This window comes from Bradyrhizobium sp. CCBAU 11357 (genome assembly GCF_028128865.1).
GTDB lineage: Bacteria > Pseudomonadota > Alphaproteobacteria > Rhizobiales > Xanthobacteraceae > Bradyrhizobium.
In genome coordinates this window covers 495,122-509,882 of sequence record NZ_LBJW01000113.1, presented here as the reverse complement: position 1 = coordinate 509,882, position 14,761 = coordinate 495,122, and the positions used below count along the sequence as shown (strand labels likewise).

The window sequence follows — 14,761 nt, the reverse complement described above, 5'->3', positions numbered from 1 at the left end:
TCTATTCGCTCCGGCTCGCCAGCGCGTTCACGGCAGCAACCGTGATCGCGGAGCCGCCGAGGCGGCCGTCGACGGTCAGCGCCGGCGCCGGCGGATCGGCCATCAGCGCGGCCTTGGACTCGGCCGCGCCGACGAAGCCGACAGGACAGCCGATGATCGCCGCCGGCCGCGGACAGTCGCGATCCTCCAGCATGTTGAGCAAATGAAACAGCGCGGTCGGCGCATTGCCGATCGCGACGATCGCACCGTTAAGATACGGCCGCCATAGTTCCAGCGCCGCGGCCGAGCGCGTGTTGCGCATGGACTGCGCCAGGGCGGGCACGGCGGGATCGCCGAGCGTGCAGATCACGGCATTGTCCGCGGGCAATCTCGCGCGCGTAATGCCTTCGGACACCATGCGCGCGTCGCACAGGATCGGCGCGCCCTTCTGCAAGGCCGCGCGCGCGGCAGTCGCCATATCAGGCGTGAAGCGGATATACGCTTCCAGACCGACCATGCCGGCGGCATGGATCATCCGCACCACGATCTGCTCCTCGTCCGGCGTGAAGCGCGCAAGATCGGCCTCGGCCCGGATGGTCGCAAAAGATTGCCGATAGATCGCCGCGCCATCGGTCTCGTAGGTGTGCGGCATCAGTTCCCTCCGACCAGGATGGAGGGATCCCTGACGATGTCGGCGCCGTTCAGCCCGCGCAGGACCGGCGCGTCGCGGGTCGAGCCGTCGCGGACGAGATCGAACCCGGCACGCGTCGCAATCAGCGTGACCGCAGCCGCGCCGGAATGGGCGCAGCCCTTGCCGCAGCCGGAGACGTGGAGCCGCGCATCGGCGGCGATGCGTGGCGCGAGCGCTGCTGCCAGCGCGCGCGTATCGGCATGGGCTTCGCGGCAGCGCGGCGCGCCGCTGCAGGCGATGACGCGCAGCGCCGGGTCATAGGGCTCGGTGATGAGCCCCGCCCCGCTCGGCATCTCGCGCTTGCCCTCACTGAGCACCATCCGCCAAGGCGTCATGCGCAGCGCATGGCCGCAAGCAGAGAACTGATGGAGCGTCGCGTGCAGCATCTGCCCGAACGCGACACCGACCATCGCGCCTTGCGGATAGAGCCCGGGCCGCACCGCGGCCATCAGGGGGGCCGGCTCGGTCTCGCCGCGCAATGATTGAGGCAACACGGCACCGGATGCGATGTGGGCTGCCATGCGCCCGCGCCCGCCCTTCGTACCGCCGGAGATGAGGAACCAGCTTGCGAGCGCCAGCGCCGCGCTCACAGCCTGGCCGCGATCGACGGAGCGACCGAGCTTGGCGCCGTCGGCCCGCACCAGGAGGCCGCCCGAGCGGTCGCGCTCGATGCGGATGTCGGCGGAATCGCCGGCGAGAACGCGCGACCGTCCGTCATCGATGGCGAAGCCGAACTTGGTGGGAAGCGCAAGGCCGGAATCGACAAGCGCCTCCTCGAGCTCCGCCGCAAGCGACTGCGTTTCGTCGCCGTTGCTCCAGAACGGCGTCACCAGGATGTTGCGCCTGGCTTCGATATCAGCATCGGGGTCGAGCAGTGCCAGTCGCGCAAGACCGTCGAGCAACGGCCGATGGCCGTCCTCTTTGACACCCCTGATCTGCAGATTGGCCCGACTCGTGACGTCGATCAGACCATTGCCGAAGCGCTCGGCGAGTTCCGCAAGCCCGGAGATTTGCGGCGCTTCAAGGCGCGCGCCGAACGGACGCACGCGCACCACGAGCCCGTCGCCCGATTGCATCGGGCGCAGCGCGCCGGGACACCAGCCCTTGACTGTGGCCGCGCTCATGACGCCTCCTTTAGCGCCGCCGCAATCGAATTGCGGCGGGTTCGCCAGAGCGAGGCTTCGTGCAGGCGCGTGAAGCAGGTTTCCATTGCGGCGAGCGCCGCCGGATTTTCGTGCGCCATGAAGGCGCGGACGTCGTCGTTGCCGAGTGTCGCGTCGTAATAGAGGTCGAACAGATGCGGCGGCACGGCGCTGGCGAGATGCGCGAAGGCGGCCATGTGCTCCAGCGTCGCGGTGATCTCGGCGGCACCGCGAAAGCCGTGGCGCATCATGCCGGCGATCCAGGCCGGATTGGCCGCGCGTGCCCGGACGACCCGTGAGATCTCCTCCGTCAGCGTGCGCGCATGCGGCTCGCCGGGCCGTGTCGCATCGAGGTGATAGAGCGACGGCGCGCCTGCGCCGAGATGCGCGGCTGCCGCAGCAACACCTGCCTCATGCGCGGCATAATCGGCGGCGAGCAGCAGATCGGTTTCGGGCAAGTCCTGGACATGGACAAAAGCGTCGGCGGACTTAAGACGCTGTTCGATACCTGCGCGATCCGGCTGCATCGCGCCATCGGGAGAGAACGCCCAGGATGATGCCGACAGCCAGGCTTCGCCGGCGGCCTCGCGCGTCTCCGGCGTGAAGGCATCCGGGAGAGCCGAGAGGCCGACGCCGTATTGTCCGGGCCGCGGCGCGAACACGCGGGCCGCACGGTGTCGATACGGATTCTCATCACCCTCCTCGTCGCGCGCCGCGAGCGCCTCGGAGGCGGCTTCGAACAATTGCGCGAGACCCGCGAAGACATCGCGGAACAGGCCGGATACGCGCAGAGTGACGTCGATGCGAGGGCGGCCGAGCTCGGCCGGTGCGATGATGTCGTAACCGGTGACGCGGCCGGACGCATGATCCCAGCGCGGCGCGAGGCCGGCCAGATGCAGCGCCATCGCAAACTCCTCGCCGGCGGTGCGCATCGTCGCCGAGCCCCAGAGGTCGACCACGAGCCCTTTCGGCCAGTCGCCGTGATCCTGCAAGTGACGACGCAGCAGCTCTTCAGCAAGCTTGATGCCTTGCGCATGCGCCGACGGCGTCGGCACCGCGCGCGGGTCGACGGCGAAGAGATTGCGCCCCGTCGGCAGCACGTCCTGTCGCCCGCGATAGGGCGAGCCCGACGGTCCCGGCGCAACGCGCTGTCCGGCGAGCGCGGCACGCAACGCATCCCGCTCCGCTTCGGCACAGGCGCCGCGGCCGAACACGTGCAGGCCGTCGCCGAACTGGCTCTCCTTGAGGTCGCAAACGAAGCGATCGATCCGCGGGATCGCTTCGGCCGGTGCGGCCGATGAATCCAGGCCGAGATCGCCTTCGAGACCTGCCGCGCGCGCCTCGTCGCGGATCGCGGCGATCAAACGCTGCCGGCGGGCGGGGTCGAGACCATCGGCGGTCGAATATTCGTCGAGCAGCCGTTCGAGCCGACGCAAACCTTCCGGCACCGCAGACGTTTCCAGCGGCGGCGGCAGATGGCCGATCGTGACCGCGCCGATGCGCCGCTTGGCCTGCGCGGCCTCGCCGGGATCGTTGACGATGAAGGGATAGATGACGGGGAGATCGCCGATCAGCGCTTCCGGCCAGCACGCTTGCGACAGCGCCACGGATTTGCCCGGCAGCCATTCCAGCGTGCCATGTGCGCCCATATGCACGACGGCATCGCAGCCCTGCTGCCTGAGCCAGAGATAGAACGCGACATAGGCGTGGCGCGGCGTGCGGGCGAGATCGTGATACTCGGCATCGCGCGAGGCCGCATCGCCGCGCTCGGGCTGGACCGCGATGATCGACCGGCCGCACTGAATCGCGGCGAAGTGGAACGCGCCGTCGCGGCAGCTCGGATCGTTCTCCACCGCGCCCCAGGCTTGCCCGAGATCGTCCTGAAGAGATTGCGGAAGACGCGAGAGTTCTGCGCGATAATCGGCGACGCTCCAGAACAAACTCTGCTTCAACAGTTTCTCGCCGAGCGCATCGATTGGCGCAACGTCGAAGCCGACCTCCGCGATATCGGAGATCAACGCCTCGACCGACGCCAGCGCATCGAGGCCAACGGCGTGCGCGATCTGGTGCGGCCGGCCCGGATAGTTCGAGAGGACGATCGCCAACCGTTTCTCACCGATAGGCTTCTCCGCAAGGTGCCGCCAAGCCGCAACGCGCGCGGCAACGGCGTTGACGCGCTCCTCATCTAGCCTGTGCGCCAGATGCGCGAACTGCAGATCGGGATCGCGCTCCCCAGCGGACTTGAAGCTCACCACGCCCGCGAACAGGCGGCCGTCGACCTCGGGCAGCACGACATGCATCGCGAGATCGCCGGGCGACAGGCCGCGCAGCGATTCCGCCCAATCCTCGCGCCGCGCCGTCGAGAGCGCGACCTGGAATACCGGACAGGACGCGGCATCGAACGGCGTCGTGCCGTCATCGCCAAGGGCCGAGAACGCCGTCGCATTGACGATCGCCGCCGCAGGATGTTGCGCCAGATGCGCGCGCAACCAGTCGGCAACGCCTGGCGCCTTCAGCGAGGTGACGAACACGCCGTAGGCGTCAAATCCCTTCTCGCGCAGCGCAGCAATCAGGGCGTCGACCGGCCCGGTATCGGCGGCCGTGAGATAGGAGCGATAGAACGTCACGAGTGCGCGCGGCTTCTCCTCGGCACCGGCAGGCGCAGCAATGACGCCACGCGCGGGATCGTAAAAGCCCATCTCGGGAACGGTCATCTCCCCGATGACCGGGCCGGCATAGAGGCCTGAGGCCAGCGCGAGCTGCGCGATCGCGGCTTGCGCTGCGACTGGGCCGCCAGTGTCGCAGAGCACCTTGAGCCGACGCAGCGTCGAGACCGGCAGGGTCGAGTACGCATCCAGCCGCGTGTCATCGCGGCCGTCCGCCGGCAGCACGGCGAGCACGATGTTGCGGTCTTTCGCGAGTTGCTGGAGCGCCGCGAGCCCGTACGCCCAATAGGCTTCCCCGCCGATCAGGCGCACCAATATGCCGCGCGCCTGCGACAGCGTGCGCTCGATATAGGTGTCGACCGACAGCGGATGACGCAGCTCGGCGAGATTGGCGAGCCGTAGCGACGGCAGGCTGCCTCGGCCGCGCCGCCAGCCGGCCGCAAACGCGGCAAGGTCGGAATCCGAATACGAGAGCACCACGAGATCGGCCGGGTCCTGGCCGATGTCTCTTGGCGTCGCGGTCTCCTCGAGACCGCGGCTCTCGCGGAAGACGACGTGCATCAGATGCCAAGTCCCGCTCTAATGGCGGCCTCGTCGATATCGCCGTGCTCGCCGATCACGACGAGCTTGGACTGCCTGTGACCTGCGCCCCATGGCTTGTCGAACTGATGGCGCACGCGCTCACCGACCGCCTGCAGCAACAGCCGCATCGGCTTGCCCGCGACCGCGATGTAGCCCTTGGCCCGCAGCACGTTCTGCTCGCGCGCCAGCTTCTGCACCGATGCGACCAGCGCCTCGATATCCGCCACCTCCGGAAGGTCGATTACGACGGAGGCGAAATCATCATGCTCATGCTCCTCCTCACCATCATGATGCGAAGGCCGCGCGGCGAGATCATTCTCGGCCGCCGCACCGAGCCCGAGAATGACGCGCGCATCGATCGCGCCGTCTGTGACCGGCAGCATCGGCACGCGGCGCGGCATCTCGGCGGTGATCGCCGCCTTTGCGGCTTCGATGCCCGCGGTGCCCGCAAGGTCGGCCTTGGTCAGCAGCACGATATCGGCACAGGCGATCTGATCCTCGAACACCTCCGACAGCGGCGTCTCGTGATCGAGATTTTCGTCCGTCGCGCGCTGCGCTTCCACCGCAGCCGGATCCGGCGCGAAGCGGCCGGCCGCGACAGCCTCGGCGTCGGCCAGCGCGATCACGCCGTCGACCGTGATGCGCGAGCGGATCTCCGGCCAGTCGAACGCCTTCAACAGCGGCTTCGGCAATGCCAGGCCGGAGGTCTCGATCAGGATGTGATCGGGCCGCACCGGCCGCGCCAGCAATTGCTCCATCGTCGGAATGAAGTCGTCGGCCACCGTGCAGCAGATGCAGCCATTGGCGAGCTCGACGATGTTCTCCTCCGGGCAGTTCGCATCGGCGCAGGACTTCAGTATCTCGCCATCGACGCCCTCGCTGCCGAACTCGTTGACGAGCACCGCGAGCTTCTTGCCGCCGGCATTGCTGAGCAGATGCTGGATCAGCGTCGTCTTGCCGGAACCGAGGAAACCGGTGACCACCGTAACCGGGACTTTTGCGAGCGAGTTCATTCAGCGGCCTCCGGCACGACGGCAATGGGGGGAATGCGGGCAAGCGACTGCTTGCGGAAGATTTCGGGTCGGCTGCGCCAGGGCACGATGCCATCGGGCGCGGCAGCGTAGGCAGCGGCGCCTGCGACCACGTCCTGCGCATTCGCATCGGACAGGCGACCATAGACATAGGACCAGCGGCCGGGCGCGCTGAGCGCGACCGAGCAGCCCTGGCTGCAGGCCGACAGGCATTCGACGGGAACCACGCTGACGCCCTCGGGCACGCCGGCCTCGAGGATCGCGCCATGCAGGCGCTTGCCGGGCGTGGTCTCGCCCTCGCCCAGCGTCTGGCCGGCGCGGCAGGTGATGCAGACATGAAGTGTGACGGTCATCGCCTCTTCCAGATAACAGCGGGAGGCGATGAGGCGCACGGACCATTCTCCTGAAGGCCCGCTTCCCCGTCGCGGAACACCCCGTCCGCCGGTCCAAAACTCGTCCGCGCTGGCAGGTCTCCCGGCTTGCGGAGCAGGGTTTTGGCCCTTCGATCCCCGCCTTCCCGATTCCAAAAGGAATCAGTGGCTTCGGGCATCTCTCCGGTCACGGTCGCGGGGGCGGCTGCAGTTTGGATCCAAATCTTGCCGATTCGGACCCTATCGCATTCCCTCTTCGCCTGTCATAGGACAGGAACCAACGCGGGGCCACCATTTGCCGGTGGCCGCCACTTGTCAAGCCGAAGGACCGGGTCCCATGACGTCTGAACCGCATACCCAATCAGCCGAGGATACCGACATCAGGCACGCCCAGAAAATGGCGAAGAAGAAGGCCGCCCGCGACAAGATCATGGCGACCAAGAGCGGCGAAAAGGGCCTGATCATCGTCCATACCGGCGCGGGCAAGGGAAAATCCTCCTCGGCCTTCGGCATGATCGTCCGCTGCGTGGCGCATGGCTTCCCTTGCGCGGTGGTGCAATTCATCAAGGGCGCCTGGGATACCGGCGAGCGGCGCCTGCTCACCGGCCATTTCGGCGATCTCTGTCAGTTCCACGCGATGGGCGAAGGCTTCACCTGGGAGACGCAGGACCGCGCCCGCGACATCGCCGCCGCACGCGCCGGCTGGGAGAAAGCCAAGGAGCTGATCCTCGACACGAACTTGCGCATGGTCGTGCTCGACGAGATCAACATCGCGCTCCGCTACGACTATCTCGACATTGCCGAGGTGGTGGAGTTCCTGACGACGCAGAAGCCGCCAATGACGCATGTCGTGCTCACCGGGCGCAACGCCAAGGACGAGTTGATCGAGATCGCCGACCTCGTCACCGAGATGACGCTGGTGAAGCATCCGTTCCGTTCCGGCATCAAGGCGCAGGCCGGCGTCGAGTTCTGAAGGCACGATGGCACGCGCTTTGATGATCCAGGGGGCCGGCTCGGACGTGGGCAAATCGCTCATCGTCGCCGGCCTCGCGCGCGCCTTCACGCGCCGTGGTCTGCGGGTGCTGCCGTTCAAGCCGCAGAACATGTCGAACAACGCCGCGGTCACGGTAGACGGCGGCGAGATCGGTCGCGCCCAGGCGCTGCAGGCGCTCGCCGCCGGCGTCGAGCCGCACACCGACATGAACCCGGTGCTGCTCAAGCCCGAGACCGATGTCGGCGCGCAAGTCGTGGTCCATGGCAAGCGCATCGCGACCGCACGCGCACGCGAATACGCGGCAATGAAGCCGTCGCTGATGGGCGCGGTGCTCGAGAGTTTCGAACGCTTGAAGGCGCGGGCCGATCTGGTGCTGGTCGAGGGCGCCGGCAGCCCGGCCGAGGTGAATTTGCGCAAATCCGACATCGCCAATATGGGCTTTGCCCGCAAGGCGGATGTGCCGGTCGTGCTGGTGGGCGACATCGATCGCGGCGGTGTCATTGCCCAACTGGTCGGCATCAAGACGGTGATCGATCCCGACGATGCAGCGATGATCTCCGGCTTCGTCATCAACAAGTTCCGCGGCGACCCCACGCTGTTCGACGACGGTTACAGACTGATCGAGCAAAAGACCGCATGGCGCGGCCTTGGCGTGCTGCCCTGGTTCACGCGTGCCGGCGAGCTGCCGGCCGAGGATGCGCTCGGCCTGAGTGACGCGCGCAAGCCCGGCCAATGCAAGATCGCCTGTCTCGCGCTGTCGCGGATCGCCAATTTCGACGATCTCGATCCTCTCAAGCTCGAGCCAGGCGTCGATCTCGTGATGGTGCGCCCGGGCGAGGCAATCCCGGGCGATATCAGTCTCGTCATCATTCCCGGCTCCAAATCCACCCGCGGCGACCTCGCCTTCCTGCGCGCGCAAGGCTGGGACATCGATCTGCTCGCGCATTGCCGCAGGGGCGGCCATGTGCTCGGCCTCTGCGGCGGCTATCAGATGCTGGGACGCAGCGTCGCCGACCCTGAAGGCATCGAGGGACCTGCGGGCGACACGCCGGGCCTCGGACTTCTCGATGTCGAGACGGTGATGAGCCCGCAGAAGACCCTCACGCGCGTTGCGGCCGTGCACGCCGCAACCGATCAGCCGATCCAGGCTTACGAGATTCACATCGGCCGCACCGACGGCCCGGATCGCGCCCGCCCCTTCGCGAAGCTGGACGGCGAGCCAGAAGGCGCCATCTCGCGCGACGGACGCGTGCAGGGCAGCTATCTGCACGGCCTGTTCACGTCGGATGATTTCCGCAAGGCTTACCTCGCCAAGCTCGACATTCCCGCGGGCGACGAGCCCTATCACGACCGGGTCGAAAGCGCACTCGAGGCGCTGGCCGATCACATCGAAGCTCATCTCGACGTCGAAGGCCTGCTCGCGCTAGCGCGCTAGGACGTCGGCAAGGCGCGTCCATTCGGCTTCGCTGCCGGGAAGCCCGAGGCGCTGCCATGTGGGCTGTTGCGCGAAGACACGGGACCAGATGTGGGCGCGCGCGAGCCTCTCCTGCGCGGTCCGCGCGTCAGGCGTTTCGTACAAGCGGAACAGCGATGTGCCGCCGATCAGCCGCCAGCCTTGCGAATGCGCCATCGCGTCGAGACGACGACAGTCGCGCGCGAGCCGCGCCGACGTCGCCTCGGCCCAGGCCTCGTCGCGCAAGGCCCGGCAGCCGATTTCGATCGCCGCGCCCGAAACGGGCCATGGACCCGACATCGCGGCCAGCCTGTCGATGTCGGCAGCATGACCGATGGCGAACCCGAGCCGCAGGCCGGCCAACCCATAAAATTTTCCGAAGGATCGTAGGATCAACAGTCCCCGTCGATCCGATTCGGGTGCAAGCGATAGCTGCGGATCGGCATCGGCAAAGCTCTCGTCGATGACGAGGCGGCCGACGCGCGGCAACAGCGCGAGCAGATCCTTGCGCGAATGGCACCGCCCGTCGGGATTGTTCGGATTGACCACGATGGCGAGGTCCGCACCCGCCAGCGCATCGAGTTCCGCAGCCTCCTGGACATCCCAGCCCGCGGCTGACAGGACGCCGGCATATTCGTTGTAGGTCGGTGCGAGGATGCGCGCGCGCCCTGGCACCGCAAGCTGCGGCAACAATTGGATGGCGGCCTGTGCACCGCCCATCGCAACGACCGGGGCGCTCGTGCGATAGGCCTGCTGGCCGGCCCGATGCAGGGCCTCGATCTCGGCACGCGACGGCAGCGCGCTCCACGCGCGCGCGCTCACCTCGCCCACGGGATATGGCAAGCGGTTGATGCCCGTCGACAGGTCGATCCAATCCTCCGCGCGTCCGCCAAAACGCTGCTGGGCCAGGTCCAGATTTCCACCGTGCTCGCGCATGCCCCGTTCTTTCACGCGAAGGCCAGGATCGCAAGCAGGCCTGCGACCAGCGACATGGCACGACGGTAGACGGTCAGCGCCTCCGCGATGTCGGCGGCGCGCGGATCGCGCGCGCCGTCGTTCAGCCAGGGCTCGTCGGTCGCACTGCCGTGATAGATGCGGGGACCGCTGAGCCGCACACCGAGTCCACCCGCCATGGCCGCTTCCGGCCAGCCGGCATTGGGCGAGCGATGACGGCGCGCATCGCGCGTCATGCACGCCAGCGCCTCCGACCGCTGCGGTGCCAGCAGCACGAAGAGGAATCCGGTCAGCCGCGCCGGGATGAAATTGGCGACATCGTCGATGCGCGCCGCCGCCCAGCCGAAGGCTTCATGCCGTTCACTGCGGTGGCCGATCATGGAGTCCAGCGTGTTGATGGCCTTGTAGCCGAGGATCCCGGGCAAGCCGAACAGCGCGCCCCAGAACACCGGCGCGACGATGCCGTCGGAGGCGTTTTCGGCAAGGCTCTCGATCGCCGCGCGCGCGATGCCGGCTTCATCGAGCGCTGCCGGATCACGGCCGACGATGCGCGAGACCGCATCGCGCGCGGCGGCGACATCGCCAGCCAGCAAGGGCGTGGCGACGGCAGCCACATGATCATGCAGCGAGCGCAGCGCGACCAATGGCCAGGCCAGGACGCCAATCAGCACGATCTGGATCCGGCCCGAAGGCAACAGCGATTGAAGCGCCCAACCGAGCGCAGCGGAGAGCGCGATCACCGCAAGCGCGCCGGCGACGCCGGCGGCTCGACGCAATGCCGGCGGATCGGACGCGCGATTCCAGGCGGTGTCGATGGCAGCAATCAGCCGGCCGAGCCAGGTGACGGGATGGCCGACCCGCGCGAACAGCCATGCCGGCCAGCCCAGAAGGGCATCCACCGCCATCGCCACCACCATCGCGCCCGCAAAGTCCACATCGGTCTCCTGTCCCGCCCGTGTTGCGCAAGACGGCGGCCGAGCGCAAGCCCCTCGCCGCCTGATTTCGGCTTTGTCTTTGGCCGCGTTTGATGATTAGTGCTCATCGCAGGAGACCTTCATGGCCGTCATTCTGATCACCGGCGGGGCGAGATCGGGCAAAAGCACCCGGGCGGAAGCGTGCGCGCGCAGCTTTGCCGGCCAGCCCGTCTACATCGCGACGGCCGAAGCGCTCGATGGCGAAATGCAGGAACGCATCGCAAGACATCGCGCGCGGCGCGGAACCGATTGGATCGAGCGCGAGGTGCCGCTCGATCTCGTGCCCGCGCTGCTCGCAACCGATGGCGGCGGCGCGAGGCTGGTGGACTGCCTGACGCTGTGGCTCTCCAATCTGATGCATGCGGCGCGCGATTGGGAGCGAGAGGTGAGAGAGCTCGCCGCCGCCCTGCCCCGCCTCAACAGCCCCGTCGTCCTCGTCACCAACGAGGTCGGCTTCGGCATCGTGCCCGACAATGCGCTGGCGCGCAGCTTCCGCGATGCCGCCGGGATCATGAACCAGATCATTGCCGGTGTCGCCGACGAGGTCGAGTTCGTCGTCGCCGGCCTGCCGATGAAGCTGAAATGATCCCGCGCGCCGAGCTTCTCAAAGATATCGTCGCCGATCTCAGGATGGCGACATCGTTCGTGACGATCCTCCCGGTGGCATCTTCGAAGCCCGCCGGTGACGGCGCGATCGCGCGCGCGACCTGGGCGTTGCCGGTCGCGGGACTGCTGGTCGGCCTCGCCGGCGCCCTCACTTACAAGATCGCCATTCGCTTCGGACTGACGCCGAGCCTTGCCGCTTTGCTCGTGCTGGCCACGACCGCCCTCATCACCGGCGCGCTGCACGAGGACGGACTTGCCGACACCGCGGACGGACTTGGCGGCGGCCGCACGCGCGAGCGCAAGCTCGAGATCATGCGCGACAGCCGGATCGGGACCTATGGTGTCTGCGCACTGATCCTGTCGTTCGGCCTGCGCTGGAGCGCGCTTGCCACGATCGCAAATCCATGGGCCGTCATGCTCGCGTTGTGCGCGGCGCACGTTGCTGCCCGCGCCGGCGTGCCCGCCTTCATGTCGCTGGTACCGCCGGCGCGGCCTGACGGTTTATCGGCCGGCGCCGGGGCGCCGCCCGGCCGCAGCGTGGCGATCGCCTTCGCGCTTGGAACGCTCGCGCTTGCCCTGGCGTTGGGGCCGGGCAAGGCGCTGGTCGGCCTGATCCTGCTGTCGCTGGCCGGCCTGATGCTGGCGCGGCTTGCCATCCGCCAGATCGGCGGGCAGACCGGCGACATTCTCGGCGCGTTCGAGCAGACGGGCGAGAGCCTGATCCTGCTGGTGGCCGCGTCGTTCCAGATGGGGCGATGACCTCATGGTCGAGTTCGACGATACCTTCCGCCAGCACTTGCGCGAGCTGTTCGTGTGGCGCCGCGACGTGCGACGCTTCCGCAGCGATCCATTGCCGGAGGGGGCGATCGATCGCCTGATCGAGACCGCCTGCCTCTCGCCTTCGGTCGGCCTCAGCCAGCCCTGGCGCTTCGTCGTCGTTGACGATGCCGCGCGGCGCCGGGCGGTCACCGACGATTTCAAGGCGTGCAACACCGACGCGCTGAATTGCTATTCCGGCGAACGCGCGGCCCGCTACGCCACGCTGAAATTGTCGGGCCTCGAACAGGCCCCCGGCCACCTTGCCGTGTTTGCCGACAAGGCCAGCGACGTCGGCCACGGCCTCGGCCGCGCGACCATGCCGGAGACAACCGAATATTCCGTGGTCGCCGCCATCACCGCGATGTGGCTCGCCGCCCGCGCCGAGAGCATCGGCATCGGCTGGGTCTCGATCCTCAATCCGGATCGCATTCACGCCATCCTCGATGTGCCTGAAACCTGGAAATTCATCGCCTATCTCTGCGTCGGCTATCCGGAAGCCGAATGCGACCAGCCCGAGCTGGAGCAGGCGAAATGGGAGCACCGACGCGGCGCGGAGGAGTTTACGCTGCGGCGCTAAGCGGAGGGCGCGATCCTCCGTCATTGCGAGCATCGAGCAGCATTCTGCGTGTTCCGGACGCGGTGCGGCACGCAGTGACGCTCCGCAGAGCCGGGACCCAGGAGACCGGGTCATTTGCTGCTGCATGGGCCCCGGCTCTGCAGCGCACCGCCGAAGAGGCGCTGCGCTGCGTCCGGGGCACGAGATCGGAAATGTCGCGCAATGACGGGGAAAAAGCGTCAGACCTGCCGCTACGACTTGCTCCTGCCGGCCACCGCCGCCACGGGCGCGGGGCTTTCCGGCTTCTGGAACATCAGCAGCGGCCGGAAGATGACGCGGCCATAGGCCTCGTAATGGTTCTGGGTCGAGACCGCCATCTTCAGCGGCGTCGCGTAATTGGCCTCGAAGGTCATGAACGGGGCGTAAGTCCAGGAGAAGCCGACGCCGACCGAGGCCATTTCGGTGACGCCGGGGAAGGTCGAATACACCGCCCCCCAGTCGGTGAAGACGTAGGTGTCGAAACCCCTCAACCATTGCGACCAGTTGTAGTGCAGCTCGGCGTTGAAATAATAGCCGCTGTCGCCGGACGCCGCGCTGGAGGGATAGCCACGCACGGTGGTCGGACCGCCGATCGAAAAAATCTGATCGCCCGGCAGCAGCTTCTCCTGCGTGTACTGCCAGCTCGCCAGCACGTTGGCGCTGAAGTTCGCGGGCCCCGCGGCGCTGGTCGCGATCAGCGAGCCGGTATAGGTGTTGAACGCGCGGTTGTTGCCGAGCACATAGTCATGCCACGCGATGTAGTTCACCGCCGGCGAAACCGTGATCGAATAGGTGTTGCCGGACTTGGTCACCGAGACGCCCGCCGTGGTCTTGTCGTAATGATCGTCGGTGACGGCGACGGTGGCAAAGCGGCTGACGGTCTTGCCCTCGGTCAAGGCGGCGTTGAGCAGCACCAGCCAGTCCTGGGTCACCCAGACCGGCTGGCTGAGATTGACCGACGCCTGGCTCGAGCGTCCGGTGACGTCGAGCGCGACGAACGGCCCCTGGATGATCTTGATCTTGCCTTCGGTGTAGCTGACGCCGACACGCCCGCCCCAGGGATTGAAGGGAATGCTGTAGGCGGCATTGCCGTTGAGATTGCCGTCGGAGCGGACGCCGTAGAATGTCAGGCGGTCGTCGACACCGAACAGGCCGTGGCGCTTGTAAAAGGTGCCGCCTTCCCAGCGCCCGGTGTTCTCCACGCCCTGATTGTCGACGAAGAGCTGCCAGGTGTCGACCGGCGGCTCGATCACCGCGAACTGGAGGTCGGTCAAGCCGAAGCTCGAGCCGGGCTGCAGCAGCGCCTTGATCTGCACGTCGTTGGTCCGGTTGAACCAGATCACGTCGCGGTTGAGCTTGGGAACGTCGAGCACCTCCCCTTCGGGCTCCTTCACGCGATCGAGGATGTAATCGGTGCGGGTCTGCTTGTTACCCTCGACGGTCGTCTTCTGGAGCCGGCCCTCGGTCAGCTTGACGCGGACGATGCCGCCCTTGGCGTCCTGCTCCGGCAGCGTCGCGATGCCCGTGACGATGCCGCGCGCAGCATAGATGGCATTGATGTCGGCGACGAGCTGCAGCAGCGCGGCGATGTCGACATCCTTGCCGACATATTTCTTCGCGATCTCGTCGAGCTCCGCCGGCGTGATGAACTTGGACTCGTCGAACGTGACCTTGCGCAGCCGGAACTTCGGCCCGCCCGGCTTCAGGAGCTGGGACTTCTCCCGCTCGCCGCCGATCACTGCGGGCCCGGTGAGCTTGGGCGGCGCGCTCTGCTGCTCGAGCTGCCGGCGCTGCCGGTCAATGTCCTGCTGGATCGCGCCGGGATTGATCGACTGGGCACGCGCGGAGGCGATGCACGATGCTATCAGCCCGACCGCCAATGCTGCCCGCCGAATCCGCATGTC

The 14,761-nt window shown here is 67.4% G+C and carries 13 protein-coding genes and 1 riboswitch; of the genes, 5 read left to right on the top strand and 8 right to left on the bottom strand.

The features are described from left to right. Nucleotide 1: 1 nt before the first annotated feature. Genes XI05_RS38135 through XI05_RS38115 form a run of 5 tightly spaced genes read right to left on the bottom strand, consistent with a single transcriptional unit; the run spans nt 2 to nt 6,444 of the window. Nucleotides 2–631, bottom strand: a complete 630-nt coding sequence (locus XI05_RS38135; protein WP_271511411.1) for a precorrin-8X methylmutase — start codon at nt 629–631, stop codon at nt 2–4. Then, complete coding sequence (gene cobG, locus XI05_RS38130) at nt 631–1,794, bottom strand: precorrin-3B synthase (RefSeq protein ID WP_271511408.1); 1,164 nt, start codon at nt 1,792–1,794, stop codon at nt 631–633. The genes XI05_RS38135 and cobG overlap by 1 nt, the downstream gene beginning before the upstream one ends. Next, nucleotides 1,791–5,039, bottom strand: a complete 3,249-nt coding sequence (gene cobN / locus XI05_RS38125) for a cobaltochelatase subunit CobN (RefSeq protein WP_271511406.1) — start codon at nt 5,037–5,039, stop codon at nt 1,791–1,793. The genes cobG and cobN overlap by 4 nt, the downstream gene beginning before the upstream one ends. After that, the gene (cobW, locus tag XI05_RS38120; protein ID WP_271511403.1) at nt 5,039–6,073 is read right to left on the bottom strand and encodes a cobalamin biosynthesis protein CobW; all 1,035 of its coding nucleotides are present in this window, start codon (nt 6,071–6,073) and stop codon (nt 5,039–5,041) included. Before cobW ends, cobN begins: the two co-directional genes overlap by 1 nt. Further along, on the bottom strand, nt 6,070–6,444 hold the full coding sequence (locus tag XI05_RS38115; protein ID WP_025035271.1) for a DUF1636 family protein: 375 nt from the start codon (nt 6,442–6,444) through the stop codon (nt 6,070–6,072). The genes cobW and XI05_RS38115 overlap by 4 nt, the downstream gene beginning before the upstream one ends. Before the next feature lie 94 nt (nt 6,445–6,538). Next, a riboswitch (cobalamin riboswitch) is annotated at nt 6,539–6,759 on the bottom strand. Nucleotides 6,760–6,799: 40 nt separating this feature from the next. Between XI05_RS38115 and cobO the strand changes: the two genes are divergently transcribed. Next, complete coding sequence (cobO, locus tag XI05_RS38110; protein ID WP_271511401.1) at nt 6,800–7,435, top strand: cob(I)yrinic acid a,c-diamide adenosyltransferase; 636 nt, start codon at nt 6,800–6,802, stop codon at nt 7,433–7,435. Between the two features lie 7 nt (nt 7,436–7,442). Next, on the top strand, nt 7,443–8,891 hold the full coding sequence (locus XI05_RS38105) for a cobyric acid synthase (protein ID WP_271511399.1): 1,449 nt from the start codon (nt 7,443–7,445) through the stop codon (nt 8,889–8,891). Here XI05_RS38105 and cobD read toward each other — a convergent pair. Together cobD and cbiB are read right to left on the bottom strand one after the other, a co-directional pair. After that, nucleotides 8,880–9,845 (bottom strand): threonine-phosphate decarboxylase CobD, encoded by a 966-nt coding sequence (gene cobD / locus XI05_RS38100; protein ID WP_271511396.1) that lies wholly within the window; start codon nt 9,843–9,845, stop codon nt 8,880–8,882. The two genes, XI05_RS38105 and cobD, sit on opposite strands and share 12 nt — an antisense overlap. Nucleotides 9,846–9,856: 11 nt before the next feature. Then, nucleotides 9,857–10,798 (bottom strand): adenosylcobinamide-phosphate synthase CbiB, encoded by a 942-nt coding sequence (gene cbiB, locus XI05_RS38095; RefSeq protein ID WP_271511394.1) that lies wholly within the window; start codon nt 10,796–10,798, stop codon nt 9,857–9,859. A gap of 121 nt (nt 10,799–10,919) precedes the next feature. On the opposite strand from cbiB, the gene cobU reads away from it, so the two are divergent. The 3 genes from cobU to bluB are packed head-to-tail and all read left to right on the top strand — an operon-like array spanning nt 10,920 to nt 12,839. Next, nucleotides 10,920–11,423: a bifunctional adenosylcobinamide kinase/adenosylcobinamide-phosphate guanylyltransferase gene (gene cobU / locus XI05_RS38090; RefSeq protein WP_271511392.1), complete on the top strand. Its 504-nt coding sequence runs from the start codon at nt 10,920–10,922 to the stop codon at nt 11,421–11,423. Then, nucleotides 11,420–12,202 carry an adenosylcobinamide-GDP ribazoletransferase gene (gene cobS / locus XI05_RS38085; RefSeq protein ID WP_271511389.1) on the top strand — a complete coding sequence of 261 codons (783 nt, stop codon included), beginning with the start codon at nt 11,420–11,422 and terminating at the stop codon, nt 12,200–12,202. Before cobU ends, cobS begins: the two co-directional genes overlap by 4 nt. A gap of 4 nt (nt 12,203–12,206) precedes the next feature. Next, a complete protein-coding gene (gene bluB / locus XI05_RS38080; RefSeq protein WP_271511386.1) occupies nt 12,207–12,839 on the top strand; it encodes a 5,6-dimethylbenzimidazole synthase in 633 nt (210 codons plus the stop codon). 230 nt (nt 12,840–13,069) lie between these two features. On the opposite strand, the gene XI05_RS38075 is transcribed toward bluB, so the two are convergent. Continuing rightward, entirely contained in the window at nt 13,070–14,758 is a 1,689-nt protein-coding gene (locus XI05_RS38075; RefSeq protein ID WP_271511958.1) for a ShlB/FhaC/HecB family hemolysin secretion/activation protein, read from the bottom strand. Nucleotides 14,759–14,761 lie beyond the last annotated feature (3 nt).